We start from the raw sequence: 22,297 nt of genomic DNA on the forward strand, positions 1-22,297 counted from the left end.
AGAGAAGCCATCACTCAACATCACCAATGCTGAAAAGTCTGGGCTGATGGCGATGGCTTAAACCGATCTCAGGTTAACTAACATCACTAAACGTGCGAATTGGGGCCTTTCACTCCATCCCTAAAGGCCCCAATTAAAAATTCAGTAGTAAACACGACATCAAATAATAACAAGGACATATCATGGAGAACTCACCACTAAACGGCATTAAACTCGATGACCTAGCGGCTTACACTCAAGTGATCACTGAAGACGCAACGCAGGCGATCTCTGAATACGGCATTGTTGCTGAATGGAAAGGCGGTGTTCACAGTGAAATCCGTACTTTGAATCAAAAGGTTGGCGGAAAAGAAATCGTCAAAGAATTCAGCTTTGAAGTTGGTGAGCCAGAAGAGCTATTGGGCAACAATGCATACCCAACACCTCAAGATTACCTATTGGGCGGTATGGCTGGTTGCATGATGGTGGGTTTTGTTGCGGGTGCGAGTGCTCGTGGTATCAAGCTAGACGCTGTGAAACTAACCATCAAAGGTGCCCTGGATTTACGTGGCTTCCTAAATGTGACCGAAGAAGCGCCGGTTGGCTTTGATGAAATCCAATTTCAATTTGAAGTAAAAGGTGAGGGGACTCAGGCTGATTATGACGAAGTCATTGCGAGCGTACAGCAGTTCTCTCCAAACTATCGCACCATTAGCGATGCGGTCAAAGTTTCAGCCATCGTTGCATAACTAAAATATTAATCAAAATCACGCACACTTTTTCACTGCTTTGAGCCTATATTTCGATATAGGCTCTTTTTTTATTAAGCAGTACCGAGCACAAATTATTGCGCTGATACGCAGTCTTTGACCTTCAATCGATTTTTGTTGTCTCGGTTGGTAATCACTTGTTGATGGTCGTCAATCGTGCCCAGATTTTTAGCCAAACGATCATACAAGACAACATTGACCGTTGCCGCCAAGTTCATGCAGCCATTGGTGGGAACATACACTACGTGGTCAGCCTTATCGACAACCTCTTGCGGCAGTGAGCCATCTTCTGGGCCAAAGACATACACCGCGTTTTCTGGGTGAGTAAAAAGAGGCAACGCCGTAGCGCCAACTGCCAACTCAACACACACCACTTTCACGTCTTCAGCAAGGTGAGCGGTGAGATCGTCCATTTCGATCAAATTGATACGTTCGTGCATGTTCTTCGTGTCGGTTCGGAATTTTACCGCACGATTATAGCGAGTACCGTTATAACGAACTTGTGTGGCGTCATAACAACCTGCTGCGCGCATTACCGCTCCCACATTGGTTGGATCTTTCGGGTTATACAGTCCAAGAATGACCGTTGACTGTGCTGTCATTGCTGTTGTTCTACTTAATGGTTTCAAGATAAGAGCTTGATGCTCGTTGATCGTGGGATTATGGACTTAACCCGCCAGAAGTACTATCACAATATTTTTTAGAAGTAGAAGTAGAAGTAGAAGTAGAAGTAGAACTAAGGGACGAGTGGGTTACGGGGAGCAACAACCTCCCCATAAATGAATGGATAGAGCAATTTAACGAGCGGCAAGCTTTTCAATAACACTCTCTGCTGCTTCTAACGCGCCCTCAATAAATCCACCGAACTCTTGTGCTGATTCCGTTCCCGCAAAGTACATGCCCTGTTGGCTTAATTGCTCCAGTGATGCGTTGAGCCCATAACGCGGGTGATGAGTTGGCATGGTGTGATCCTTTTCAACCGCCGTGTATGCCTCTTTCGACCAGTCGAGCAGCTTTACTTCAGTGACGTTATACGCCTCGGGGCCAAAGAGTCTCGCTAGTTGCTCAACTGCCATGGTTTTCAGTTCGGTGGCGCCTAGCTGTGCGCGAGCTTGAGCATCGTAACCGATAAAACCGAACAGGGCGGCATGGCCATTTTCAGCACTGGCGTCATGAATTTCCACCAATGGACCAACTTGACTGTTTGCGTAACCGGACAATCCGTTTGCTCGCCAGAAAGGTCGGTCATAAATGGCGAAGAATTTCGCGTGAGCGGCCATCCATGTGGGCGTTTTGTCCAGCGCGTTAAACGCCGTTTCTGGAAGGGTTGGCGTAAAGCGGATGTTATTGGCAATCAAACGATGAGGGAGCGCAAAGATGATGTTCTCACTCTCTAAAGTCAGCTGCTCTGCTTGGTGGATGACATCGACGCTATAACCTTGAGCTTCATTATGGCTTACTGCGTGTACTTGATGTTCATATTTGATGTTTTCTGGGCTGAGTAACTTTGCTACTCCTGCCACCAATTGCGCTATGCCACCCGATACTCTCATGGATTGAGGAGAAGAAAAGAATTGATTCGACACTTGACGAATACCAGCCTGCCCGGCTTGTTCGATTAACATATCGCCAGTTTCATACTGTTCTACGATGGGAAGCGATAAGTTGTCGACAAGCCTCATGACGCGATGATTCATCTTGGGCCAAAACCAAGATGGGCCGAGGTCAAATTGGTCGTGTTGACTGTTTGCTGCCAAGCTCGCAGAAGAAAGAATTCGACCGCCGAGTCTGCTTCTCGCCTCAAGTAGCAAGTAGTTATGCCCCGCTTTTTCTAGGTACGCTGCGGTGTAGAGACCGCTCAAACCGCCTCCGATAATAATAAAATCGTATTTCATTGTTTGCCTTTAACGCTGGTTATCTATTGATAGGTAGGTTAAGTCTTTTTTGAAAAACAAACAATACCTATCAGTAGGTAGACAGGTTTGTGAGGGCATGCTATCTTTTGCAAAAATGTTTAAGGTGGAAGCCACATGAAAGAACTTAGCCCGACGGCTGCAAAGATTGCCGACCTTGCTGAAAGCTACATACAAAGCCGAGGTTTTAATGGTTTTAGCTTTCGCGACATCCAAAATGAGCTGGGTATTAAGACCGCGAGTATTCATTACCATTTTAAAACCAAGCAAGACTTGGCTGAAGCGGTGTTTGAGCGCTATCTCGCAAACTACGAAGCGGCGTTAATTCAGATCGAGAGCCAACCAAGCAGTGCTGAGGAAAAAATTGAAGCGTTGGCTGATATTTTTATTGGCGTACGCGAGCAAGATAAGTTGTGTTTGTGTGGTATGTACGCTTCTGACTTTTACTCTTTGGCAGATGGCCTAGAAGGGCTGCTGTCGCGTTTTGTGCAAACGAATGAGCAATGGCTACAAAAAATCATTGATCAGGGTGTAGAGAACGGAGAGTTCGACTTACGAGTGGAATCAGCCCAAGTTGCAAGGCTAATCTTTGTTGCGCTGGAAGGCAGTATGTTACTTTCTCAGTTTAAAGATGCCGATTACATTCGCAGCGTGAAGGCGAGTTGTCTCGCACTCCTTAAACGCTAATATTTTCATAATACTGCCCGCGATAAGTGCGGGTATTATTTTAAATTCAATAACTATCTACTAGTAGGTATGTAATGGTTAAAGACAAAAGAACGCTAGAGATGAACGGCATTGATGCTGCAGGGGCAGAACAATTTGAACGGATTCTCGAAGATACGTTGACCTTTCTTCCCAGTGCAATGAGCGATCTCGATCAACTGCTACTGCTCTATCCGGACTTTATGATGGGATGGATTTTTAAGGCGTACAGCCATGCGAGTGATGGGCGTCGTTCTACTTTACCCATCGTGGCTAAAATGGTTACGCAGTTGGATCAGTTCGCGCAATCGGCCACCAAGCGTGAAGCGCTGCACATGCATGCATTGAAACAGTGGAGCCAAAGCAACTTGAAGGGGGCTCTGGACACGTGGCAACATATTCTGAGTCTTTGGCCTTTGGATATCATTGCCTACCGCCAATTTACAGGGCAAACATTTTGGTTTGGCCAAAAGCAACGGGCACTGCAAGTTTCTTTGCAAGTTTTACCCTACTGGGATGAGCAGACACCAGGATATTGGATGTTTGCCGCCGCTCATGCCTTTGCACTCGAAGAGGCGGGGGAATATGAGTTGGCAGAAGCGTTTGCGCGCCAGACGTTAGGGTTGAACCACCAAGATCTAATCGCTAAGCATACGATGGCTCATATTTTTGAGATGCAAGGCGAGGCGAAAGAGGGCATTGAGTTCTTACAAGGTCATACGAATACGTTTTCAAATCACAATGCGTTTCGCGGCCATCTTTGGTGGCACCTTGCGTTGTTCCATCTTGAGCAAGGCAATATTGATGGTGCCTTGGCTTTGTTTGATCAGCACATCTACCCTGCAGAGTCTTCGATATACCTTGATATCCAAAACGCAGCTTCGTTATTGGCTCGCTTGGAATTCATGGGGGCTGATGTTGGAGAACGTTGGCATCGATTGAGTGCCGGAGCACTAGAGATTTCTGCCGACAGCACTATCATGTTTACTGAAATTCACAATGCCATGGTGTTAGCGAAAACCGATCATCATGACCAGTTAGATGCCAATATAACGCAAATTATCAGTTCGCCACTACAAACTCAGGAAGTGGAGTTTATGACAGGCAGCAAGTTGATGCAGGCCATCAAGGCGTACCACAGTTCGAACTACCGTCATTGCATTGAGTTGATTAACCAGGTGAGAGATTTGCACAGCAAGCTGGGGGGAAGTCACGCGTAGCAAGATGTCATTTCACAATACCTGCTGATGGCCCATGCGCATATACAACAGTGGGACCAAGTGGCGTGTCTGTTGAAAAACCGCTATATCGCAAGAGCACAAGCGCTGCCAGCAGAACAGATAAAGCGAAAGTTGGCTCAGTTCGATGAAGTGAAAAACATCGACGCTCTGCTGCCTAGTTTAGTCAAAGTGGTTTAGCACAAATGCTGCTTGGGCGCGGAAATAAAAAAGCGAGGACAGTACCTCGCTTTTGTTGGGTTTGTTTTGCCTGTGTTTGCTAGTTCACGGTGCGGCTAAATTTGATGCTAGCCGTCCAAGCAAGCACACCGATGAAGGCGTAAATACCGACATTCATCCAACCTGCATCTGGAATCGCGCTGAACGGGTTTGGCGCAAGAATCGCGTGCAGTGGTAGATAGAAAATCGCTGAGAAGAAATCATCCAGACCATAGAAGTTGAACATCGCAATCGGCATCCAACGCAGTGCGTAAATACCAATCAAGATCACCAACAGTGGTGAGTTCACTTTCTGTGAGATAGCCATTGCGGTTAGTGCGAGCGGCAATAACAACACGCCTGCCACCACCATTCGAAGCAAGAATTCAATCCAGTTCAGCAGCACGAAGCCCAATGATGCTTGGCGATACAATAACGCCAGCTGGTGGTCGGTTGAAACATTCAACATCCACAGCATAAAGTCCGCAGCGAAAACCAATACCGAACACACCAGTGGAATCACCAATAAACCAAACGTCAGCTTCATCAGATGGTTTTTCACGTCACTGACAGGCATACTGCGCCAAAACATGATACTGCCCTCTGAGCGCTCTTTACGCAGCGTTCTTGGGAAGTATTGAGTGCCAAGCAGGATAGACAACAAACCAATGCCACCGGTGATCAGCATGTTGACGTCATCGCCGAGTTCTTTGTGGATGTCACTGACATCACCACCAAGGCTCATTTGGAAGAACATATTGTGTTGCAGTGTCGAGCTACTCATCAAGCTGACAAACAGCAGCACGCCACAGGCAAACATAAATAATGGCACGCGTGTAACCAACGGGTTCTCTAGCCATTCTTTACGCAACATCGCGATAATCGATTTCATTATGCTGCCTCCTTCTGCAATGCCAAGAACAGATCCGCAAGCTTGACGCCATACACATTACCCAGACCTGCAACTTGTCCTGCGTCTTGTGATGACAACAACCATTTAGTCGTGCCTAAGCCCTTTTGCGATGACAGTGGTTTCAGCGCTTCGATTTGTGCGCGATGCTCATCACTGGCATCGAGAATGAAGTAATCTTCGCTGATGCTGTCCATTGAGGTTTTCAGAACAGGTCGACCGTGTTTAAGAATCAGCACGTCCGTCAGTAGGTGTTCGATTTCCGATACTTCATGGCTCGCTATGATCAGCACACGCTTGCCATCGTGGAACCATTCCAGCAAGTGACGGTAGAAGGTATCGCGATAAACCAAATCCAAGCCAAGCGTTGGCTCGTCCAGAATCAGAATCTGCGTATTGGTCGCGATGACGACGGCCAAGTGCAATTGCACCTTCATGCCCTTCGATAGGGATTTGATGCGTGCACGCGGCTTGATGTCGGTTTGACGAAGCATGCTATCGGCTTTGCTGCGATTAAAACCTGGGTGCACGCCCTCGGTGTAATCAAGCAGCTGAGCAACCGTCATCCAGTTTGGCAGAACGTTCACATCCGAGATGTAAGACAAGCTCTGCATGATTTTGTCGCGTTGCATGATTGGCTCAAAGCCGTTGATGCGAATGGTGCCCTGATATTCGTGTGCACCGAGTAGGGCGTTAATGAGAGTCGATTTACCCGCACCGTTATGACCTAGCAAGCCAAGCACCTGACCCGCTTGTAGATCAAAGCTCACGTCATGCAGCGCTTCACCCTGCTGACGATATTGCTTGGAGACGTGTTTTACACTGACTAATGCGCTCATTGGTCACCTTCAATATGTGTTTGGATTTGTTGGATAAATTCATCAAGAGACATATCCAGACGTTGTAGTGTGTCGGCGATCTGCGGAATTTGTTGTTCAAGGAAACGGGCTTTTTCATCAGCAAGCAGCTGTTTTTTTGCACCTTGGGCGACAAACATGCCTTGCCCACGTTTCTTCTCAACCAATCCTTCATCAACCAATAGCTGATAGCCCTTCATGACCGTCAGGTGGTTGATCTTCATATCCGCAGAGACACTGCGTACCGAAGGCAAAGCTTCGCCCTCTTGCCAGATACCTTGCAATATTTGCTGTGTGATCTGGTCAGCCAACTGACGGAAAATCGGTTGGCGATCATGCCAATGCGTCATGATTGGTTTCCTTGGCTGAATTGGTGTTATATATATGTATAACACCTTGGCGATGGGATAGAAAGCGCCAATCTTCTTGCGCTGTTTTCTCAATCACTTTTGTCGATGAAAATTCGACAAAGTTTGCACCAGACTTTCACGCAAAATTTGCACGCAATCGCATACGTTTTTGCCTTCAAAAACTGGTAAAAAATTGTTCACTTCTCATAAGTTGAGAAGATCCAAAAAAACGAGAAAATTGCGCCACAAAACTTGGTGAAAAAGTATGTTTTTTCATTGAATGAGAATTGGGTAAATATCCGAGCTATTGCTTTCTTATTTAATGAGAATTTAGTGGGTTTGGACCCTAGAAAACCACACGTTCAGTAGGCACTCTGACCTGCCTAAATACCGCTCAACCTGCGAGTTGTTACTCAAAGGATGAGAAAAAGGAGGCAAAGAGGTTTTATGAATCAGGTCATTTCTGTCGGTCCACAAGAGTCGTTTCTCGTCGCTATTTGTGTGTTGTTCTTGGGACAATTCGTTAACGCTAAATTACCGATCTTAAAGAAATTCAATATTCCCGAGCCAATCGTGGGTGGTTTGATTGTCGCATGTGCGATCACCGCGATGCACTTCAATGGCGTGGATTTAGTTTTCGATTTACCGCTGCAAAACACTTTCATGTTGATGTTTTTCGCCACCGTTGGCTTAGCGGCGAACTACACCCAGTTGATCAAAGGCGGCGCTAAGGTGTTTATCTTCTTAGCCGTGGCATCGGTGTACATTCTTATCCAAAACGCGGTCGGTGTCTCTTTGGCAACCGCGCTCGGCTTAGACCCGCTAATGGGCTTGATTGCCGGTTCTATAACACTATCGGGCGGTCACGGTACGGGCGCAGCATGGTCGCAAACCTTCCAAGACATGTACGGCTTGCACAACGTTTTAGAAGTGGCAATGGCATCCGCTACCTTTGGTTTGGTGATTGGTGGCATCATCGGCAGCCCAGTAGCGCAGCGCTTAATTGATAAGCACAACCTTGAATCTGAATACGGGCGCACCAACCAGACTCACGAGCGTTTCCCTGAGTTGGTGACCTACAACGAGCACGAAGAAGACCGCGTGACAGCAAAGAAAGTGGTCGAGAGTTTATCGATTATCCTGCTGTGTGTCACTGGTGCTGGCTACTTAGAAGGTTGGGTGAGCAGCTTTGGCATCAAATGGTTGATGATTCCGGACTTTGTTTACGCGCTGTTTATCGGTGTGGTGATCACCAACATCATGGAAGTGACCAAAGTTCGCAAAGTGGATGTTGAGACGGTCGATATTCTTGGTACGGTTTCGCTGTCTTTGTTCCTAGCTATGGCGCTAATGAGCCTAAAATTGTGGAACATCTTCGACTTAGCAATCCCGTTCCTCATCATTCTGGCAGTGCAATCGGTGATTCTTGCGGTTTTTGCTTACTACGTAACGTTCCGCGTGATGGGCAGCAACTACGATGCCGCAGTCATCGCAAGTGGTCACTGTGGCTTTGGTCTGGGCGCTACCCCAACCGCAGTCATGAACATGGGCTCTATCGTTAACCGCTTCGGTCCATCACCACAAGCCTTTATGGTGGTGCCTATCGTTGGCGCGTTCTTTATCGACATCGTCAACCTAGTGATTCTGCAAGGCTGTATTTCTTTTATTAAGTAACCAACCTCGCTCCATAAAACAAAAGCCAGTCCCGAGAGACTGGCTTTTTTGATTGGCTTAGAGCAATAGGCATCAACAATTTAGATTACTGGAATGAGCCATGTCCTTTAAATTTATCAATGACTAATATTCGGTTTGTTGAGGACGTTACTGATGCGAAATCGTCGGACATTTATTATCAGTAATTTCCTTTTCTCCTTATAAGACTCTAGCTAATTGCCCGTCGCATCCATCATCGCGACGGGCTTTTTTTATTCCTGCCAGACGGACGTTGCGACGGAGCTACAAGAACGCTTTGTATGGCAGTTCTGGTTCGTTTTTGAAGATGTCGCTAAAGCCACGGAAGTGTTGGTAGTGCATGCGACCTTTATCGGTTGGGAAGGTGTATTTGCCCCCGACTTGCCAGAAGAACGGTGAGAACTTGTATTGCAGACGGTCTTTCTTCATGTTCCACAACACTTCGATTTCGCGTGGGTCGTTTTGAAAGTTCGCCCAAATATCGTGGTGGAATGGCATCACGACATCACAGTTCAACGATTCTGCTGCGCGTAGGATGTCAGAAGACGTCATCTTGTCAGTCACGCCGCGTGGGTTTTCACCGAATGACAACAGTGCCACGTCGATTTGGTATTCGTTGCCGTGTGCGGCGTAGTAGTTCGAGTAGTGTGAGTCACCAGAGTGGTAAATCGAGCCACCTGAAGTTTCAATCAGGTAGTTCACCGCGCGTTTGTCCATGCCGTCGAGGATTTCTTTATCGTAAGACGAAGTGCCCTCTGGCAGCGTTACAAGTGCAGTGCGGTCGAATGAATCCAGTACGCGGATCTTCATGTCGCCGACCTCAAGCACATCGCCCACTTTCGCGACAACACAACGCTCTTCTGGCACGCCCCAGCCCATCCATAAATCGACACATGCTTGTGGACCGATGAACTTCACGTGTTCACCACAGTTTTGCAGTACCGCTGCCGCGACGTTCACGTCGATATGGTCAGCATGGTCATGGGATGCCATCACAGCGTCGATCTCTTTGATAGCAAATGGGTCGAGCGGGAAGATAGCAGTACGTAGGTTTGGTTGCAGCGCTTCGACACCGCCCATACGCATCATTTGGTGCTGGTTCTTCATGAAGGCGTTCTTTTGCGTCTTTTTGCCCGTACCACACCAGAAGTCGATAGAGATGTTGGTGTTGCCCTCACTCTTCAACCAGATACCTGTACAACCTAGCCACCACATCGAGAATGTATTTGGTTCTACCACCGTATTTTCGATCTCTTCGTTTAACCAGGTTCCCCACTCAGGGAATGTATTTAGGATCCAAGATTCACGAGTGATTTCATTTACTTTACTCATAGCAACACCTTTTTGTTTCACAATTTTATTAAATTTGGGATGTAGGGAGCCGAGCGCCTTAATTTGTGGTTAAGGCACTGAGCTGAATTATTTTTATTTATTTGAGAAAGAGGCTAGGGCGCGTTAGACCAGAATGACCTGTGTCCCTTTTGCTTCTATCGCTTTGATGACCTCTGGGTTGGCGTTTTTGCCAGTGATCAGAATGTCGATTTTCTCGGTAGGACAGAACAACATGCCCGTTCTGTGACCCACTTTGGAGCTGTCTACCACGACGACGAGCTTGTCGATTTGCTCAAGCATTTGCTGCTCTGCCACTGCAGTTAACATGTCGGCTTTGTAGAGTCCGGCTTCGGTTAACCCTTTACCCGAGGTGAACATCCAATTGCCTGCGTAACTGCCAAGCGAGTTGGGCGCCGGATTTAAGAACAGTTTTTGTGAACGGTTGTATTGACCGCCAATGATGATCACATCGTCATGGTCTTCATTGATCAGGTAGCTTGCCAATGGGAAGTAGTTGGTGACGATCTGCACGTCTTGCCCACACAACTTCTGCCCAAGTAGGAAAGCGGTCGAACCGCAGTTAATGACCACGCTGTCGCCAGGCTGACAAAGCTCAGCGGCTTGCATCGCAATCAAGGATTTTTCTTCGAAATACTCAGTGCTGTTGATGTTCAGCGGTGACCATTTTTTCTTTTCTGCTTCGACGCGTTCTGCGCCGTTGCGTACTTTGCGTAGTTTGCCTAGCTCATCCAGCTTAGATATATCACGGCGAGCCGTAGCTGGAGAGACGTTAAAGCTCTCAATAATGTGTGAGACGTTAATCGTCTGATTTTCTTCTAGTAAAGACAGAATGCCATTGTGTCTTTGTACTTCATTCATACCCATCACCTTATTTGATTCAAATTCACCGAAATGTGTATCTAGTGATTATTTGGTGATTACTTGTGATTTGTTTTGATTCTATTAATCACGCTCTTGATTGTCAAATTCAAGACTGATGAAAATCTGAACCTCATCACAAGAATTTATAAGTTGTTGTATTTATTGATGATTTAATTTTCATGTGTGATCCACTTACCATTTGTAGGGTTTTTTGGAGGGCAAAATTGATAAATATCAAAATAATCACAAATGAGCATTGCGTGATTACTTTTGATTGTTAGAGTTTATTTCGTGAGCAAAAACTGAGTAGATTCTACGACATCAGATGGAATCACTCTGACCTACATACTATTACAAATAAAAAACACTCTAGGGGTAAAGATATGGAGTTCTTGTACGACATCTTCTATATTTTTTACAGCCAAGTTATGACCAAAGCCCCACTACTGCTGGGTTTGGTAACATGCATTGGCTATTGGTTGCTGAGAAGAGACGCCACCACCATCATTAAAGGTTCCATCAAAACGATCGTGGGTTTCATGCTGGTTCAAGTGGGTGCGGGCACCCTAGTTGCTGGCTTCAAACCTGTGATCTCCAAACTTTCCGAATACCACGGGCTAACCGGCTCGGTCATTGACCCTTACACCTCCATGATGTCTACCATGGAAGCGATGGGCGACAACTACTCTTGGGTGGGTTACGCCGTTCTATTAGCATTAGGTATCAACATCCTCTTGGTACTGTTCCGCCGCTACACGGGTATCCGCACCATCATGCTGACTGGTCACATCATGTTCCAGCAAGCAGGTCTGATTGCCGTGTTCTACTTTGTGCTTGGCGCAAGCATGTGGGAAACCATCATTTACTCTGCGGTGTTAATGGCGCTGTACTGGGGTATCTCCTCCAACATCATGTTCAAGCCAACTGAAGAAGTCACCGGCGGGGCGGGTTTCTCTATTGGTCACCAACAACAGGTCGCGTCTTGGATTGCAACAAAAGTCGCGCCAAAACTGGGTGATAAGAACGACAGCGTTGACCACCTAGAACTGCCTAAATGGCTACACATCTTCCACGACAGCATCGCAGCAACGGCGATCGTCATGACGGTGTTCTTCGGCATTATTCTGCTTTCATTCGGTCTTGATAACCTTCAAGAAATGGCGGGCACCACACACTGGACTATCTACATCTTAGAAACGGGTCTGAAATTCGCTGTGGCGATTCAGGTGATTGTTGCCGGTGTACGTATGTTCGTTGCTGAGCTGTCTGAAGCGTTCAAAGGCATCTCTGAGCGCGTGATTCCAAATGCGGTATTGGCGATTGACTGTGCGGCTATCTACGCATTCTCTCCAAACGCAATGGTATTTGGTTTCATGTGGGGTGCGCTGGGTCAGTTCGCTGCAGTACTGGCGATGTTGGCATTCGATGCGCCAATCATGATCATCCCTGGCTTCATTCCAATGTTCTTCTCTAACGCGACCATCGGCGTATTTGCTAACCACTTCGGTGGCTGGAAAGCGGTGATGAAGATCTGTTTCGTGATGGGCATCATCGAGGTACTAGGTTCTGCTTGGGCTATCCACCTATTTAGCCAACACGGCACAGAATTCAACGGCTGGATGGGCATGGCGGACTGGGCGCTTGTATTCCCACCAATCATGCAAGGTCTGTCTGCATCGAAAATGTTCTTCTTCGTTCTTGTTGGTCTGTCTCTGGTTTACATGTTCTTCGCTTCTCGCAAGCTACGTGCTGAAGAAGACGCGCAAGGCACAGTAGAAATCAGTGAAGAACCAGAAGTGATTGAAGCGGTAGAGCAAGCAATCAAAGCGAGTGACGGTCTGCGCCCAGTCAGCATCCTAGCGGTATGTGGTAACGGTCAAGGCTCATCGATGATGATGAAAATGAAGATCGGCAAATACCTAGAGAAGAAAGGCATTCCTCACGTGATGGACTCATGCGCAGTGTCGGACTACAAGTCGAAGCTTGCGAGCACAGACATCATCGTATCGTCGAAGCACCTGTCTGCAGAGATGGAACCAGGCGAAGGCAAGTTTGTACTCGGGGTGCAAAACATGCTTAACCCTAACTCCTTCGGGGACGAGCTACTCGACATCATCAATAAAAACTTTGTACCAGCAAAATAAAACAACATGACCAAATACTTCTCTCAATGAAGAGATAAGAAACCAATAACAAACAACGGATAACAACAGCGGTGCCGGACTTCGGAAAGCCAAAGTCACGGCACCCAAACTGGAGATAGAACAATGGGATTAAAACAATCACTGATCGACAACAACTCAATCAAACTGCAAGCGCAGGCGTCGAATTGGCGTGAAGCCATCAAGATTGGTACGGACATGTTGATTGCCTCTGGTGCGATTCAGCCTTCTTACCACGACGCCATCATCAGCAGCGTGGAAGAGTTAGGTCCTTACATCTGCATCGCGCCTAACTTGGCACTGCCACACGCACGCCCAGAAAACGGCGTAATTCGTACTGCTTTCGCACTGGTTACGCTAGAAGAGCCAATCTACTTTGAAGGGGAAGACGAGCCAGTTGATGTGCTAATCACGCTAGCGGGCAGCTCTTCCGATGAGCACATGGAAGGTCTGATGGAAGTGACCCAAGTGTTGGATGATGAAGACAGTGAAACGGGCGTGGATTTAGACAAGCTTCGCCGTTGCCGCAGCAAAACCGATGTATTCAACGTGATTGATGAAGCTCTGGCTGTTACTGCCTAAGGAGAAATCATGTACAGCGAACTGAAACAACGTGTGCTCGAAGCCAACCTCAAACTGCCGAAATACGGCTTGGTGACCTTCACTTGGGGCAACGTGTCTGAGATTGACCGCGAGCGCGGCGTGATTGCGATTAAACCGTCGGGGGTGGAATACGATGGCATGCGCGCTGAGCACATTGTGGTGGTCGATTTAGACGGCAATGTGGTGGAAGGCAACATGAATCCATCCAGCGATACCGCGACCCACATTGAGATCTACAAAGCGTTCCCACAAGTGGGCGGCGTGGTGCACACCCACTCACGCAGCGCAACGATTTGGGCGCAAGCAGGGATTGATATTCCTGCGCTGGGCACGACTCATGCCGACTACTTCTACGGTGACATTCCATGTACTCGCAAGCTCTCACAACGCGAAATTGCCGAAGAGTACGAGAAGAACACTGGCTTAGTGATAGTGGAAGAGTTTCGTCAACGCCGCATCGATCCAATGGCAGTGCCAAGCGTGATTGTAGCAGGGCATGCGCCTTTCTCTTGGGGCACTAACGCCGATGATGCCGTGCACAACGCAGTGGTATTGGAAGAGATTTCTGCCATGGCATTAGCAACACGTTCACTCAACAGTGGCATCAAGATCCAGCCTGAGCTTTCAGACAAACACTACCTGCGTAAGCACGGTGAAAACGCCTACTACGGGCAGAGGTAACGACATGTACAAAGTGCTTGCTTTAGATTTAGACGGAACCGTCCTCACCGATGACCACAGCATTCACCCAAAGGTGAAAAAAGCGATTCAAGAAGCGCAGCAGAAGTGTCACGTGGTGATTGTCACCGGACGCCATCACACTGCGGCATGTCCGTATTACGATGAGTTGGGTCTTACCACGCCTATCATCTGCTGCAACGGCACTTATGTTTATGACTACCACAATGATCGAGTGCTCAAGCACAACTCCATTGATAAGGAAGACGCGCTGACGTTCATCGCCTTGGCGAAGGAGTTTCAGGTCAAGATGGTGATGTACGTAACCGATGCCATGACGTACTCAAACTACAACCCAATTCATTATATGGAAGCGTTGGAAAAGTGGGCGAAAACCGCGCCAGAGCATCTTCAACCGAAGATCTACAAAATCGACTCGTTCAGCGAAGAAGTGCGCAATACCGAGTTCGTGTGGAAATTCGTGGTGGAAGGCCTACCAAGCTCGGTAGAACGCTTGATTGAAAACCCATGGGTGAAAGAGAAATTCAACGGCGAACGCTCGTGGTCGAATCGCATCGACTTCGCAGCAAAAGGCAACAGCAAAGGCTTAAGACTGGCGGAATACGTTTCTGAGTTGGGTTATCACCCGAATCATGTCATTGCCGTGGGCGATAACCACAATGATATTTCCATGCTCCGTTACGCCGGATTAGGCGTTGCCATGAATAACGCAGACGAGACGGTACGCTCAAGCGCCCGTTTGGTGTGCGAAACCGATAACAATAACGACGGCTTAGCTCGTCTGATACGTGAAAAAATTCAAGGATAAGCATCATGACCAAACCAATGATTCAAATCGCTCTAGACCAAACTAACCTAACTGACGCCGTGGCGGTTGCAAGCAATGTATACAGCTATGTTGATGTGATTGAAGTGGGCACCATTCTCGCGTTCGCAGAAGGGATGAATGCGGTCTCGACGCTACGTAAGAACCATCCAGACCACATTCTGGTTTGCGATATGAAAACCACCGATGGTGGCGCAATTTTGTCTCGCATGGCGTTTGAAGCGGGCGCTGACTGGATTACGGTCTCAGCCGCAGCGCACATTGCGACCATCGAAGCGTGTAAGAAAGTGGCGGATGAATTTAGTGGCGAAATCCAAATCGAAATCTACGGCAACTGGACGATGGAAGATGCGCAAGCGTGGGTGGATCTCGGTATCACTCAAGCGATTTACCACCGTTCTCGCGATGCAGAGTTGGCAGGGATTGGCTGGACAGATGCTGACATCAACAAGATGCGTCAACTCTCTGAGCTAGGTATCGAGCTCTCTATCACGGGCGGTATCGTGCCAGAAGACATCTACCTGTTCGAAGGCATCAAAGCGAAAACCTTTATCGCAGGTCGTGCATTGGCGGGCGACAAAGGGCAAGAAACCGCAGAAGCATTAAAAGCGCAAATCGACCGTTACTGGAACTAGGGGGCGACATGTATCAGAACCTACAACGTCATCGTGTTGGCTTGTATGAGAAAGCGTTGCCGAACGAGTTGAGTTGGGAAGAAAAGCTCAGTGTGACCAAAGAATTAGGCTTCGACTTTCTTGAGATCTCGGTGGATGAATCAGACGAGCGCCGCAGCCGCTTAGATTGGGACGACGAGACGATCTACGCCCTGCGTCACCAGTGCGAACGTTATGGCATGCCATTGCAGTCGATGTGTTTGAGCGCGCACCGCAAGTTCCCGTTTGGCTCGGCTGATCCGAAGATACGCGAGCAAGCCGTGCTGCACATGGAAAAGGCGATCGCATTGGCGTACAAACTTGGCGTCCGTACCATTCAATTAGCTGGCTACGATGTGTATTACGAGCCAGCAAACCGTGCCACGCATTTGCGCTTTATTGAAGGAATGAAGGAAGCGGCGAAACTGGCAGAGCGCGCAGGTGTGATGCTTGCTGTTGAAATCATGGACACCGATTACCTCAATTCATTGAGTAAGTTCGAGGTGCTCAATCGCGAAGTGAATTCACCGTATTTCACTGCTTATCCAGACGTAGGCAATATCTCGGGTTGGAACTATGACGTGTGTACTGAGCTGAAATTGAGTAAGCCGCACATTACCCAAATCCACCTTAAAGACACCTATCGTGTGACGCCGGAATACAAAGGTCAGTTCCGCGATCTCGTGATTGGCGATGGTGAAGTGAACTTCGATGCCATCTTCCGCACACTCAAAGAGACAGACTGCGTCGTGCCGCTGGTGATTGAGATGTGGGCGCAAGATGAACATTGGCGCGCGCACATTCAAACCGCCCAACAGCGCTTAAATCAAGCGTGTGATCATGCGGAATTACCAAGGTTGTTTGCCGCATAATTCTCTTTAAACCGTATAAACACTTACATGCTCCGGTGCTCGTTATTGGGCACCGTTTTCCCATCGTGGGAACGTGCAGTTTTTAACCCTCGTGAAAACTGCACTCTTTCGTTTCATTGGTTGACTTACCATCAGGGTTGGCGCAAAGTTGCGCTTTGTCGTTATGAAACCCCGTTAATCTGAATGAAATTACTCCATCTGCAACTTTTCTGGTACGAAAAACATCACACCCTATTGGAGATGGAAGACCTGCCAATTCTCACCCCAGCGCAAGAGCAAGAACTGCGTGAGTGGGCGAAAACACGCCGCAAAATCCTCAGCTACGAAGTGCATCAACAGCCTTGGGTAAAAGTGAACGTCGACGGTTTTTCGTCGATTTTAGAGCTTAAACCAAATGGCACGTTAGTGGAAAAAGACTTGTTCAGCGAGCGCGGTTTACAGGGTTTATGGAAGGTTAGCGACGGCTTCTTATTTATCAAAGTCATCAGCGGTGAATTCATCGTCGAATACCAAATTGTTGGTCACACCGAAAACAATGTGCACAGCGGTATCGAGTACATCAACGGCAAAATCAGTACCTACAGCAAGTTTGCCAAACTCGCGAATAATTAAGCCGATTCAATTCGATGTAGAGAAGGGAGCCAAAGTGCTCCTTTTTTGTTGTGGATAGAAAATCCCAACTATTCTTACTTCAAGCAATGAAATCAATGCGTTAATATCCAAGTCATTACCTTATTTCAAACAGTAGCAGGAGGCATGAAACGTGTCTGAAAAAATATCGACGTCGGCGCTGGCAAAAATGCGTCAGATAGAAGCCAAGCTGCTGTTTGCTGATCTGAAACGCGCAGGCTACATCGTTCGCCAAGACGAGAAATGGATTTTGACCGAAGAGGGCGCCAAGTTTGGCGGTGAGTATGTCGATCACCCTAAATTTGGGCAGTTCATTGTTTGGCCGACCAACTTGCACATCGAGCTTGCGGCAACGTCTGGCAAAACCTACAGTGCAACCCAGTTGGGTGAGAAGTTAAAGCTCAATGCCAAGCGCATGAACCAGCTGTTAAGTGAATTAGGCTGGATCAGCAAATCCGAAGAAGGTTGGAGCTTAACCGAAGCCGGAATCCGCGCTGGTGGGCAGCAGAGAACCGATAAAGAGTCGCAGAATACCTTTGTGGTGTGGCACGACGTAGTGCTGCGTAACAAGCGACTCAAGCAGTCTGTGATTGAGTTTTTAGGTCAAGATGCCGAGTCCCATTCCACAGATAAGTCGTTTTCTAGTTTTCGCCAGAAGTTTGAAGCTAAGCACCGCACTTTAGATGGGCATTATGTTCGTTCTAAAGGAGAACTGCTGATCGATAACTGGCTGTATTTGGCAGGAGTAGTACACGCTTATGAGCGTCAGCTGCCGATCGACCAAGACGTGACAAGCGATTTCTACCTTCCGGGTGGCAAAGTCTATTTGCAGTTTTGGGGTAGCGACACCGGTGAGATGTTAGAAGCGGAGCGAGAGAAGATTCGTGCGGTTTACGAGCAGCATAACTTCAACCTCATTGAGGTCGAACCGAGCGAATTAGATAAGCTCGATGAGGTATTGCCAAAACGTCTGCGCCAGTTTGGTATTCAAGCTTATTAAACGCTTCGCTAGTGGTTGTTTAAATTCCTAAACCTTCCAGTCTTTAAAAACGAAAAAACCCGTGATGACTCACGGGTTTTGTGTATTCAGTGTTTATCTTTGGTTGTTACCCGAAGGATTAGAAACCTTTGATGTTTTCCGCTTCTAGCTCAGAGAAGTACTTAACTGTCTTCACTTTAAGCTCTTGTTGTGAAGGCTCATCACAAACGATCACTGCTTTAGGGTGTAGTTGAAGTGCAGAAACCGTCCATAGGTGGTTTACGCTGCCTTCTACTGCTGCTTGTAGAGCAAGAGCTTTGTTGTGACCAGTTACTAGGATCATTACTTCTTGAGCGTCTAGTAGCGTACCAACACCGATAGTTAGTGCGTATTTAGGAACTTGGTTGATGTCGCCATCGAAGAAACGAGAGTTCGCGATACGAGTGTCTTCAGTTAGTGTCTTGATGCGAGTGCGAGAAGACAGAGAAGATGCTGGCTCGTTGAATGCGATGTGACCGTCGTTACCTACGCCGCCCATGAATAGGTTGATCTTGCCGTAAGACTTGATTTTGTCTTCGTAACGTTGGCATTCCGCTTCGTGATCTTCCGCATTACCGTTAAGAAGGTTGATGTTCGCTTCTTGAATGTTTACGTGGTTGAAGAAGTTGTTGTACATGAATGAACGGTATGATTCTGGGTGATCCGCAGGGATACCGATGTACTCGTCCATGTTGAAAGTCACAACGTGTTCGAAGCTCACTTCACCTGCTTGGTAAAGTTCGATCAATGCTTTGTAAGTTGCTAGAGGAGTGCCACCAGTAGGTAGACCCAGAACGAACGGACGCTCAGCAGTTGGTTTGAAGTCGTTGATGCGCTTAGCGATGTGTGCTGCTGCCCACTTGCCTACTTGTGCTGCTTGAGCTAACGGGATAAGTCTCATTTTGTGCCCCTAGTTATTGGAATTTAAGATGTCCTGAAACATTAATTCGCATTATAAAATAAGTAATGGCGATCTGCTATTGTTTTAGGTCAAAATTTTGCTTTTTCTTTAACCAATGTTGCTTTTCTCAACAGTTTTCACGTTTGCTTGTTGCGATTACCCTCTTATATAGAGGACGTTAGACTAGTTGATTAGCGTTTAAAATTTATGACTGAAAAAAAGTTTTTTGGCTGAATGAGCGAGCCAAATTGAACCGAGTTGCGTAGGAGAAAGAGAAGAAAAGTGCCGAAGTTATGATCTCACGCAATCTATGGTGTGGCACGGCGTTTCTTCCTTAACCATACTTAAAGTGTGTTTATTGCTGAGGGAATCGCAATGAAAAACGACTTAGACGCAACCAAAGTGTTGCAAGCATACGAATGTGTGATGAACAACGGCACGCCTACCGAGTTTGGCAAGATGTATGAAGGGGTAGAAGCCTTTTCTGATTACGACGGCTATAACGTGTTTCTGAGAGGCAATGGCGTGGAGCTTAAAGTGGGTTTCCACAACACCTATCAGTTGGAGTACGATCAAGAGCATCTTAAAGACAGCTTCTTGAAGAAGGTCGCCATGTTGGCGAAGTGAGTGCTCGCCGGATAAATAGGTTTGCTAAAAAATGAAAAAGCCCTTTGGTGAAACACCTCTGGGCTTTTGGAAAAGAAAAATTTTTGCAACTCCACAGAATGAAACACTCTGAGGATTAACCAAGCATTAAGGCTTGGCAGAGTCGGTTAATCGTCTTCTGCTAGGCTCTCTTCTGCGTAGTCATCTGACGCCTCTGGTTTGTTACGACCATTTAGCGTGTGGAAGCGTTTGCGACCACGAGCTAATTGTGTGTATTTTAACCAAGTGCGCTCGATCTTAGTTTTCGCTTTGCCTGGGTTTTCCAGAACTTTTACGAAGTGTTTCTCTTCGCTGTTCTCAGGTGTCAACTCGCCTGACTCTAGGCCAAGCATAGTATCCCCATAAATTGTTAGGATTTCCTCTTCCGAAAGAGTAAAATCGCCAGACTTTGCAAAGCCGCGTGGGAATTTTACGTTGTCGTAAAAACGTTTTTTGCCATGACGAAATTCAGTGTCAGACATATCAACAGCCTCTGTAACCGTTATTGATGAATGTGATGAATTACGGCGAAAATTAGGCGCAAAGCTAACAAAAGAAAAACAAAACTTTTTTGTCGTCAAAATTTTAATTAGTTGTTAATCTGGTTTTATATTGACCAGGAGATGGTTTATGGATGTAAAGGTCTTTCGAACATTTTTAGAGCTGGCAAAGGTTCGTCACTTCGGACGAGCTGCTGAGAACTTGTACATTACTCAAGCCGCAGTGAGCGCACGCATCAAACAACTCGAAAGTTATTTCGATACGCAGTTGTTTATTCGTGATCGAAATAACATAAAGTTGACCTCCGCAGGTGAGCGTTTAATAGGCTATGCAGAGGTGATGGTCACCACTTTGCAGCAAGCCAAACTCGAATTATCCCTCGAAGATGGCAAAGCGTTACAGCTCACCATGGGTGGTACGCCGAACATTTGGGATGCTTACCTGCAAAACTGTTTGAGTGTCGTAACGGACTCGTTTGGTGGTTACGGTTTTATGGCGGAAGTCATGGGACGTGAGATGCTAAGCCGCAGCCTATTGGAACGTACACTCGATATGGCTTTCGCCTTCGATCAAATCAAAGCGGATGAGCTTAACTGCAAAAAAGTTGCTGACGTGGTGTTGGTGCTGGTGTCTACCGAACAAGATTCTCTTGATACGGTGTTTAACAAGAAATACGTTTACGTTGATTGGGGTACGCGCTTCGCTTCAGAACACGCGGAACGTCACCCGAAAATCCCAGCGCCTTACCTTCGCACTTCTACCGCTCGTATCGCGTTAGACTTCGTTTTAGAGAAAGGTGGCAGCGCATACCTACCAGCGTCTCTGGTAGAGCCGTTTATTGCAAGCGGGCAGCTCCACAAGGTGTCTGGTGTAGAAGATTGGTACCGCCCTATCTATTTGAGCTATCGCAAAGCCAGCACGTCTGTAGAAGCGATTAAGCAGGTTGAAGAAATCGTAAAAGAGATTGACCCGTTAACGGCGTACAGCTTGCAGCAAATTGCGGACATTCCGGCAGACGAGTAATTTCTGCTTTTGCGATCCAGTGCAAATTTAAACGAAAGCCCTTTGGTATAAACCAAGGGGCTTTTTGTATTGGTTTGCGTAAATTTACAGATGTTTATAAATTCAGCGTGATGCTTGAAGCGAGAGTCATGGCAGAATTTAGGCCCATGACGAACCTGTTTTACGCCAGTTTTTGATGAAGTGTGCCATCCAGTGCTGCTTTGCCTGCGCCAGAAATTGCGAGAGAAACGCAAGCTGCCAGTAATGCGAGACCAAATTCGTAACCGTTGTTCGACATAAACAAACCGTTTTCAAAGTGAACTGAGAAAATGGCGATCAACATGGTGAATGCTAAAGCCACTGCTGCTGGGCGGGTAAGCAAACCAAGCAAGATGAACAAGCCGCCAAAAAATTCTGCACTGCCAGCTAAAAATGCCATCAACATGCCAGGGCCTAAACCAATCGATGCCATCCATTGACCTGTACCTTCAAGACCATAACCGCCAAACCAGCCAAAAAGTTTTTGTGCGCCGTGCGCCATAAAGATGATGCCGACTGGAATGCGAAGAGCGAGTGCGCTGTAACCCGCGTTTGAAGTGGTGATTTTCTGTAGTAGTGCTTTCATGACTTTATCCTTTCTCGAATTTTTCTGATGAGGAGTGGTGACTCCCTTGCCGTTGAAATCAGTGTAGGTAGGAGGAGAGAAAGAAAAAATTGGGGCAATTTGATGTTCTCGTTCGATAAATTCGATGGAACGTTTTTAACTAAATAAATACAGATGCTTAGGTCGTTGTTAGGCGTTGTATATTGGCTGCTTCTGTGGTGGTTTTGATTATGGAAATCGCAAAATTTCGAATAACTTTCCGAACGTGTTTTGTATTTTGAAACAAGAATTCCGTAAATGCAGAGCAAAAAAAAGAGCACAGTAACCAGTGCTCTTTTGCTTTTACGATTAACAA

25 protein-coding genes are annotated in these 22,297 nt (G+C 47.0%); 15 read left to right on the plus strand and 10 right to left on the minus strand.

All coding sequences use genetic code 11. The features are described from left to right. The first annotated feature begins 182 nt into the window (after positions 1-182). Positions 183-728 (plus strand): OsmC family protein, encoded by a 546-nt coding sequence (locus tag OQJ86_RS19750; protein WP_265989566.1) that lies wholly within the window; start codon positions 183-185, stop codon positions 726-728. Between the two features lie 95 nt (positions 729-823). Here the strand turns inward: OQJ86_RS19750 and OQJ86_RS19755 are convergent, their stop codons facing one another. After that, the gene (locus OQJ86_RS19755) at positions 824-1,351 is read right to left on the minus strand and encodes an RNA methyltransferase (protein WP_038869860.1); all 528 of its coding nucleotides are present in this window, start codon (positions 1,349-1,351) and stop codon (positions 824-826) included. A 195-nt stretch (positions 1,352-1,546) separates the two neighbouring features. Further along, a complete protein-coding gene (locus tag OQJ86_RS19760; RefSeq protein WP_104026195.1) occupies positions 1,547-2,644 on the minus strand; it encodes a flavin monoamine oxidase family protein in 1,098 nt (365 codons plus the stop codon). Between the two features lie 135 nt (positions 2,645-2,779). Between OQJ86_RS19760 and OQJ86_RS19765 the strand changes: the two genes are divergently transcribed. From OQJ86_RS19765 to OQJ86_RS19775, 3 genes are all read left to right on the plus strand, one after another. Next, positions 2,780-3,349, plus strand: a complete 570-nt coding sequence (locus OQJ86_RS19765; protein ID WP_010644408.1) for a TetR/AcrR family transcriptional regulator — start codon at positions 2,780-2,782, stop codon at positions 3,347-3,349. Positions 3,350-3,423: 74 nt separating this feature from the next. After that, entirely contained in the window at positions 3,424-4,587 is a 1,164-nt protein-coding gene (locus tag OQJ86_RS19770) for a tetratricopeptide repeat protein (protein ID WP_265989573.1), read from the plus strand. 72 nt (positions 4,588-4,659) lie between these two features. Beyond that, positions 4,660-4,785 carry a hypothetical protein gene (locus tag OQJ86_RS19775; RefSeq protein ID WP_265989575.1) on the plus strand — a complete coding sequence of 42 codons (126 nt, stop codon included), beginning with the start codon at positions 4,660-4,662 and terminating at the stop codon, positions 4,783-4,785. Positions 4,786-4,864: 79 nt separating this feature from the next. Here the strand turns inward: OQJ86_RS19775 and OQJ86_RS19780 are convergent, their stop codons facing one another. The 3 genes from OQJ86_RS19780 to OQJ86_RS19790 are packed head-to-tail and all read right to left on the minus strand — an operon-like array spanning position 4,865 to position 6,920. Further along, positions 4,865-5,695, minus strand: a complete 831-nt coding sequence (locus tag OQJ86_RS19780) for a hypothetical protein (RefSeq protein ID WP_265989578.1) — start codon at positions 5,693-5,695, stop codon at positions 4,865-4,867. Beyond that, entirely contained in the window at positions 5,695-6,552 is an 858-nt protein-coding gene (locus OQJ86_RS19785; RefSeq protein WP_265989580.1) for an ABC transporter ATP-binding protein, read from the minus strand. Before OQJ86_RS19785 ends, OQJ86_RS19780 begins: the two co-directional genes overlap by 1 nt. After that, positions 6,549-6,920: a GntR family transcriptional regulator gene (locus tag OQJ86_RS19790; RefSeq protein WP_005428840.1), complete on the minus strand. Its 372-nt coding sequence runs from the start codon at positions 6,918-6,920 to the stop codon at positions 6,549-6,551. Before OQJ86_RS19790 ends, OQJ86_RS19785 begins: the two co-directional genes overlap by 4 nt. Positions 6,921-7,367: 447 nt before the next feature. Here OQJ86_RS19790 and gltS point away from each other — a divergent pair, with 447 nt between their 5' ends. Beyond that, positions 7,368-8,594, plus strand: coding sequence for a sodium/glutamate symporter (gene gltS / locus OQJ86_RS19795; protein WP_005448891.1), 1,227 nt, complete (start codon positions 7,368-7,370; stop codon positions 8,592-8,594). A 282-nt stretch (positions 8,595-8,876) separates the two neighbouring features. Here the strand turns inward: gltS and ulaG are convergent, their stop codons facing one another. Next, positions 8,877-9,944, minus strand: coding sequence for an L-ascorbate 6-phosphate lactonase (gene ulaG / locus OQJ86_RS19800; protein ID WP_265989588.1), 1,068 nt, complete (start codon positions 9,942-9,944; stop codon positions 8,877-8,879). Between the two features lie 123 nt (positions 9,945-10,067). Continuing rightward, positions 10,068-10,823 (minus strand): HTH-type transcriptional regulator UlaR, encoded by a 756-nt coding sequence (gene ulaR, locus OQJ86_RS19805; protein WP_265989590.1) that lies wholly within the window; start codon positions 10,821-10,823, stop codon positions 10,068-10,070. Between the two features lie 386 nt (positions 10,824-11,209). Between ulaR and OQJ86_RS19810 the strand changes: the two genes are divergently transcribed. The 8 genes from OQJ86_RS19810 to OQJ86_RS19845 all read left to right on the plus strand — a co-directional run bounded on the left by OQJ86_RS19810 (position 11,210) and on the right by OQJ86_RS19845 (position 18,271). Beyond that, positions 11,210-12,970, plus strand: coding sequence for a PTS ascorbate-specific subunit IIBC (locus OQJ86_RS19810; RefSeq protein WP_005434683.1), 1,761 nt, complete (start codon positions 11,210-11,212; stop codon positions 12,968-12,970). Positions 12,971-13,093: 123 nt separating this feature from the next. Next, positions 13,094-13,570, plus strand: a complete 477-nt coding sequence (locus OQJ86_RS19815) for a PTS sugar transporter subunit IIA (protein ID WP_009696580.1) — start codon at positions 13,094-13,096, stop codon at positions 13,568-13,570. Between the two features lie 9 nt (positions 13,571-13,579). Beyond that, complete coding sequence (locus tag OQJ86_RS19820) at positions 13,580-14,272, plus strand: L-ribulose-5-phosphate 4-epimerase (protein ID WP_009696581.1); 693 nt, start codon at positions 13,580-13,582, stop codon at positions 14,270-14,272. 4 nt (positions 14,273-14,276) lie between these two features. Continuing rightward, the gene (locus OQJ86_RS19825) at positions 14,277-15,098 is read left to right on the plus strand and encodes a Cof-type HAD-IIB family hydrolase (RefSeq protein WP_265989643.1); all 822 of its coding nucleotides are present in this window, start codon (positions 14,277-14,279) and stop codon (positions 15,096-15,098) included. Positions 15,099-15,103: 5 nt separating this feature from the next. Beyond that, a complete protein-coding gene (locus tag OQJ86_RS19830) occupies positions 15,104-15,751 on the plus strand; it encodes a 3-keto-L-gulonate-6-phosphate decarboxylase UlaD (protein WP_265989597.1) in 648 nt (215 codons plus the stop codon). Positions 15,752-15,759: 8 nt separating this feature from the next. After that, entirely contained in the window at positions 15,760-16,641 is an 882-nt protein-coding gene (locus OQJ86_RS19835; RefSeq protein ID WP_038898432.1) for an L-ribulose-5-phosphate 3-epimerase, read from the plus strand. 183 nt (positions 16,642-16,824) lie between these two features. Continuing rightward, the gene (locus tag OQJ86_RS19840; RefSeq protein ID WP_005434695.1) at positions 16,825-17,253 is read left to right on the plus strand and encodes a hypothetical protein; all 429 of its coding nucleotides are present in this window, start codon (positions 16,825-16,827) and stop codon (positions 17,251-17,253) included. A gap of 151 nt (positions 17,254-17,404) precedes the next feature. Beyond that, positions 17,405-18,271, plus strand: a complete 867-nt coding sequence (locus OQJ86_RS19845) for a phage antirepressor KilAC domain protein (RefSeq protein ID WP_009706731.1) — start codon at positions 17,405-17,407, stop codon at positions 18,269-18,271. Positions 18,272-18,389: 118 nt separating this feature from the next. Here OQJ86_RS19845 and nagB read toward each other — a convergent pair whose 3' ends face one another. Beyond that, on the minus strand, positions 18,390-19,190 hold the full coding sequence (gene nagB, locus OQJ86_RS19850) for a glucosamine-6-phosphate deaminase (RefSeq protein ID WP_005434699.1): 801 nt from the start codon (positions 19,188-19,190) through the stop codon (positions 18,390-18,392). Between the two features lie 375 nt (positions 19,191-19,565). Between nagB and OQJ86_RS19855 the strand changes: the two genes are divergently transcribed. After that, the gene (locus OQJ86_RS19855) at positions 19,566-19,817 is read left to right on the plus strand and encodes a DUF3081 domain-containing protein (protein ID WP_009706732.1); all 252 of its coding nucleotides are present in this window, start codon (positions 19,566-19,568) and stop codon (positions 19,815-19,817) included. 146 nt (positions 19,818-19,963) lie between these two features. Here the strand turns inward: OQJ86_RS19855 and OQJ86_RS19860 are convergent, their stop codons facing one another. Next, the gene (locus OQJ86_RS19860; RefSeq protein ID WP_005434702.1) at positions 19,964-20,317 is read right to left on the minus strand and encodes a DUF413 domain-containing protein; all 354 of its coding nucleotides are present in this window, start codon (positions 20,315-20,317) and stop codon (positions 19,964-19,966) included. A gap of 148 nt (positions 20,318-20,465) precedes the next feature. On the opposite strand from OQJ86_RS19860, the gene OQJ86_RS19865 reads away from it, so the two are divergent. Beyond that, positions 20,466-21,359, plus strand: a complete 894-nt coding sequence (locus OQJ86_RS19865) for a LysR family transcriptional regulator (RefSeq protein WP_009696587.1) — start codon at positions 20,466-20,468, stop codon at positions 21,357-21,359. 160 nt (positions 21,360-21,519) lie between these two features. Here OQJ86_RS19865 and OQJ86_RS19870 read toward each other — a convergent pair whose 3' ends face one another. After that, positions 21,520-21,963, minus strand: coding sequence for a DoxX family protein (locus OQJ86_RS19870; RefSeq protein WP_265989605.1), 444 nt, complete (start codon positions 21,961-21,963; stop codon positions 21,520-21,522). Positions 21,964-22,297: the final 334 nt, after the last annotated feature.

This window comes from Vibrio sp. Sgm 5 (genome assembly GCF_026241575.1).
Classification (GTDB): domain Bacteria; phylum Pseudomonadota; class Gammaproteobacteria; order Enterobacterales; family Vibrionaceae; genus Vibrio; species Vibrio jasicida.

Bases quoted from the DNA above. Each gene is read 5' to 3' on its own strand.
- OQJ86_RS19750 (WP_265989566.1), top strand. From the start codon at position 183: ATGGAGAACTCACCACTAAACGGCATTAAACTCGATGACCTAGCGGCT.
- OQJ86_RS19755 (WP_038869860.1), bottom strand. From the start codon at position 1,351: ATGACAGCACAGTCAACGGTCATTCTTGGACTGTATAACCCGAAAGAT.
- OQJ86_RS19760 (WP_104026195.1), bottom strand. From the start codon at position 2,644: ATGAAATACGATTTTATTATTATCGGAGGCGGTTTGAGCGGTCTCTAC.
- OQJ86_RS19765 (WP_010644408.1), top strand. From the start codon at position 2,780: ATGAAAGAACTTAGCCCGACGGCTGCAAAGATTGCCGACCTTGCTGAA.
- OQJ86_RS19770 (WP_265989573.1), top strand. From the start codon at position 3,424: ATGGTTAAAGACAAAAGAACGCTAGAGATGAACGGCATTGATGCTGCA.
- OQJ86_RS19780 (WP_265989578.1), bottom strand. From the start codon at position 5,695: ATGAAATCGATTATCGCGATGTTGCGTAAAGAATGGCTAGAGAACCCG.
- OQJ86_RS19785 (WP_265989580.1), bottom strand. From the start codon at position 6,552: ATGAGCGCATTAGTCAGTGTAAAACACGTCTCCAAGCAATATCGTCAG.
- OQJ86_RS19790 (WP_005428840.1), bottom strand. From the start codon at position 6,920: ATGACGCATTGGCATGATCGCCAACCGATTTTCCGTCAGTTGGCTGAC.
- gltS (WP_005448891.1), top strand. From the start codon at position 7,368: ATGAATCAGGTCATTTCTGTCGGTCCACAAGAGTCGTTTCTCGTCGCT.
- ulaG (WP_265989588.1), bottom strand. From the start codon at position 9,944: ATGAGTAAAGTAAATGAAATCACTCGTGAATCTTGGATCCTAAATACA.
- ulaR (WP_265989590.1), bottom strand. From the start codon at position 10,823: ATGAATGAAGTACAAAGACACAATGGCATTCTGTCTTTACTAGAAGAA.
- OQJ86_RS19810 (WP_005434683.1), top strand. From the start codon at position 11,210: ATGGAGTTCTTGTACGACATCTTCTATATTTTTTACAGCCAAGTTATG.
- OQJ86_RS19815 (WP_009696580.1), top strand. From the start codon at position 13,094: ATGGGATTAAAACAATCACTGATCGACAACAACTCAATCAAACTGCAA.
- OQJ86_RS19820 (WP_009696581.1), top strand. From the start codon at position 13,580: ATGTACAGCGAACTGAAACAACGTGTGCTCGAAGCCAACCTCAAACTG.
- OQJ86_RS19825 (WP_265989643.1), top strand. From the start codon at position 14,277: ATGTACAAAGTGCTTGCTTTAGATTTAGACGGAACCGTCCTCACCGAT.
- OQJ86_RS19830 (WP_265989597.1), top strand. From the start codon at position 15,104: ATGACCAAACCAATGATTCAAATCGCTCTAGACCAAACTAACCTAACT.
- OQJ86_RS19835 (WP_038898432.1), top strand. From the start codon at position 15,760: ATGTATCAGAACCTACAACGTCATCGTGTTGGCTTGTATGAGAAAGCG.
- OQJ86_RS19840 (WP_005434695.1), top strand. From the start codon at position 16,825: ATGAAATTACTCCATCTGCAACTTTTCTGGTACGAAAAACATCACACC.
- nagB (WP_005434699.1), bottom strand. From the start codon at position 19,190: ATGAGACTTATCCCGTTAGCTCAAGCAGCACAAGTAGGCAAGTGGGCA.
- OQJ86_RS19855 (WP_009706732.1), top strand. From the start codon at position 19,566: ATGAAAAACGACTTAGACGCAACCAAAGTGTTGCAAGCATACGAATGT.
- OQJ86_RS19860 (WP_005434702.1), bottom strand. From the start codon at position 20,317: ATGTCTGACACTGAATTTCGTCATGGCAAAAAACGTTTTTACGACAAC.
- OQJ86_RS19865 (WP_009696587.1), top strand. From the start codon at position 20,466: ATGGATGTAAAGGTCTTTCGAACATTTTTAGAGCTGGCAAAGGTTCGT.
- OQJ86_RS19870 (WP_265989605.1), bottom strand. From the start codon at position 21,963: ATGAAAGCACTACTACAGAAAATCACCACTTCAAACGCGGGTTACAGC.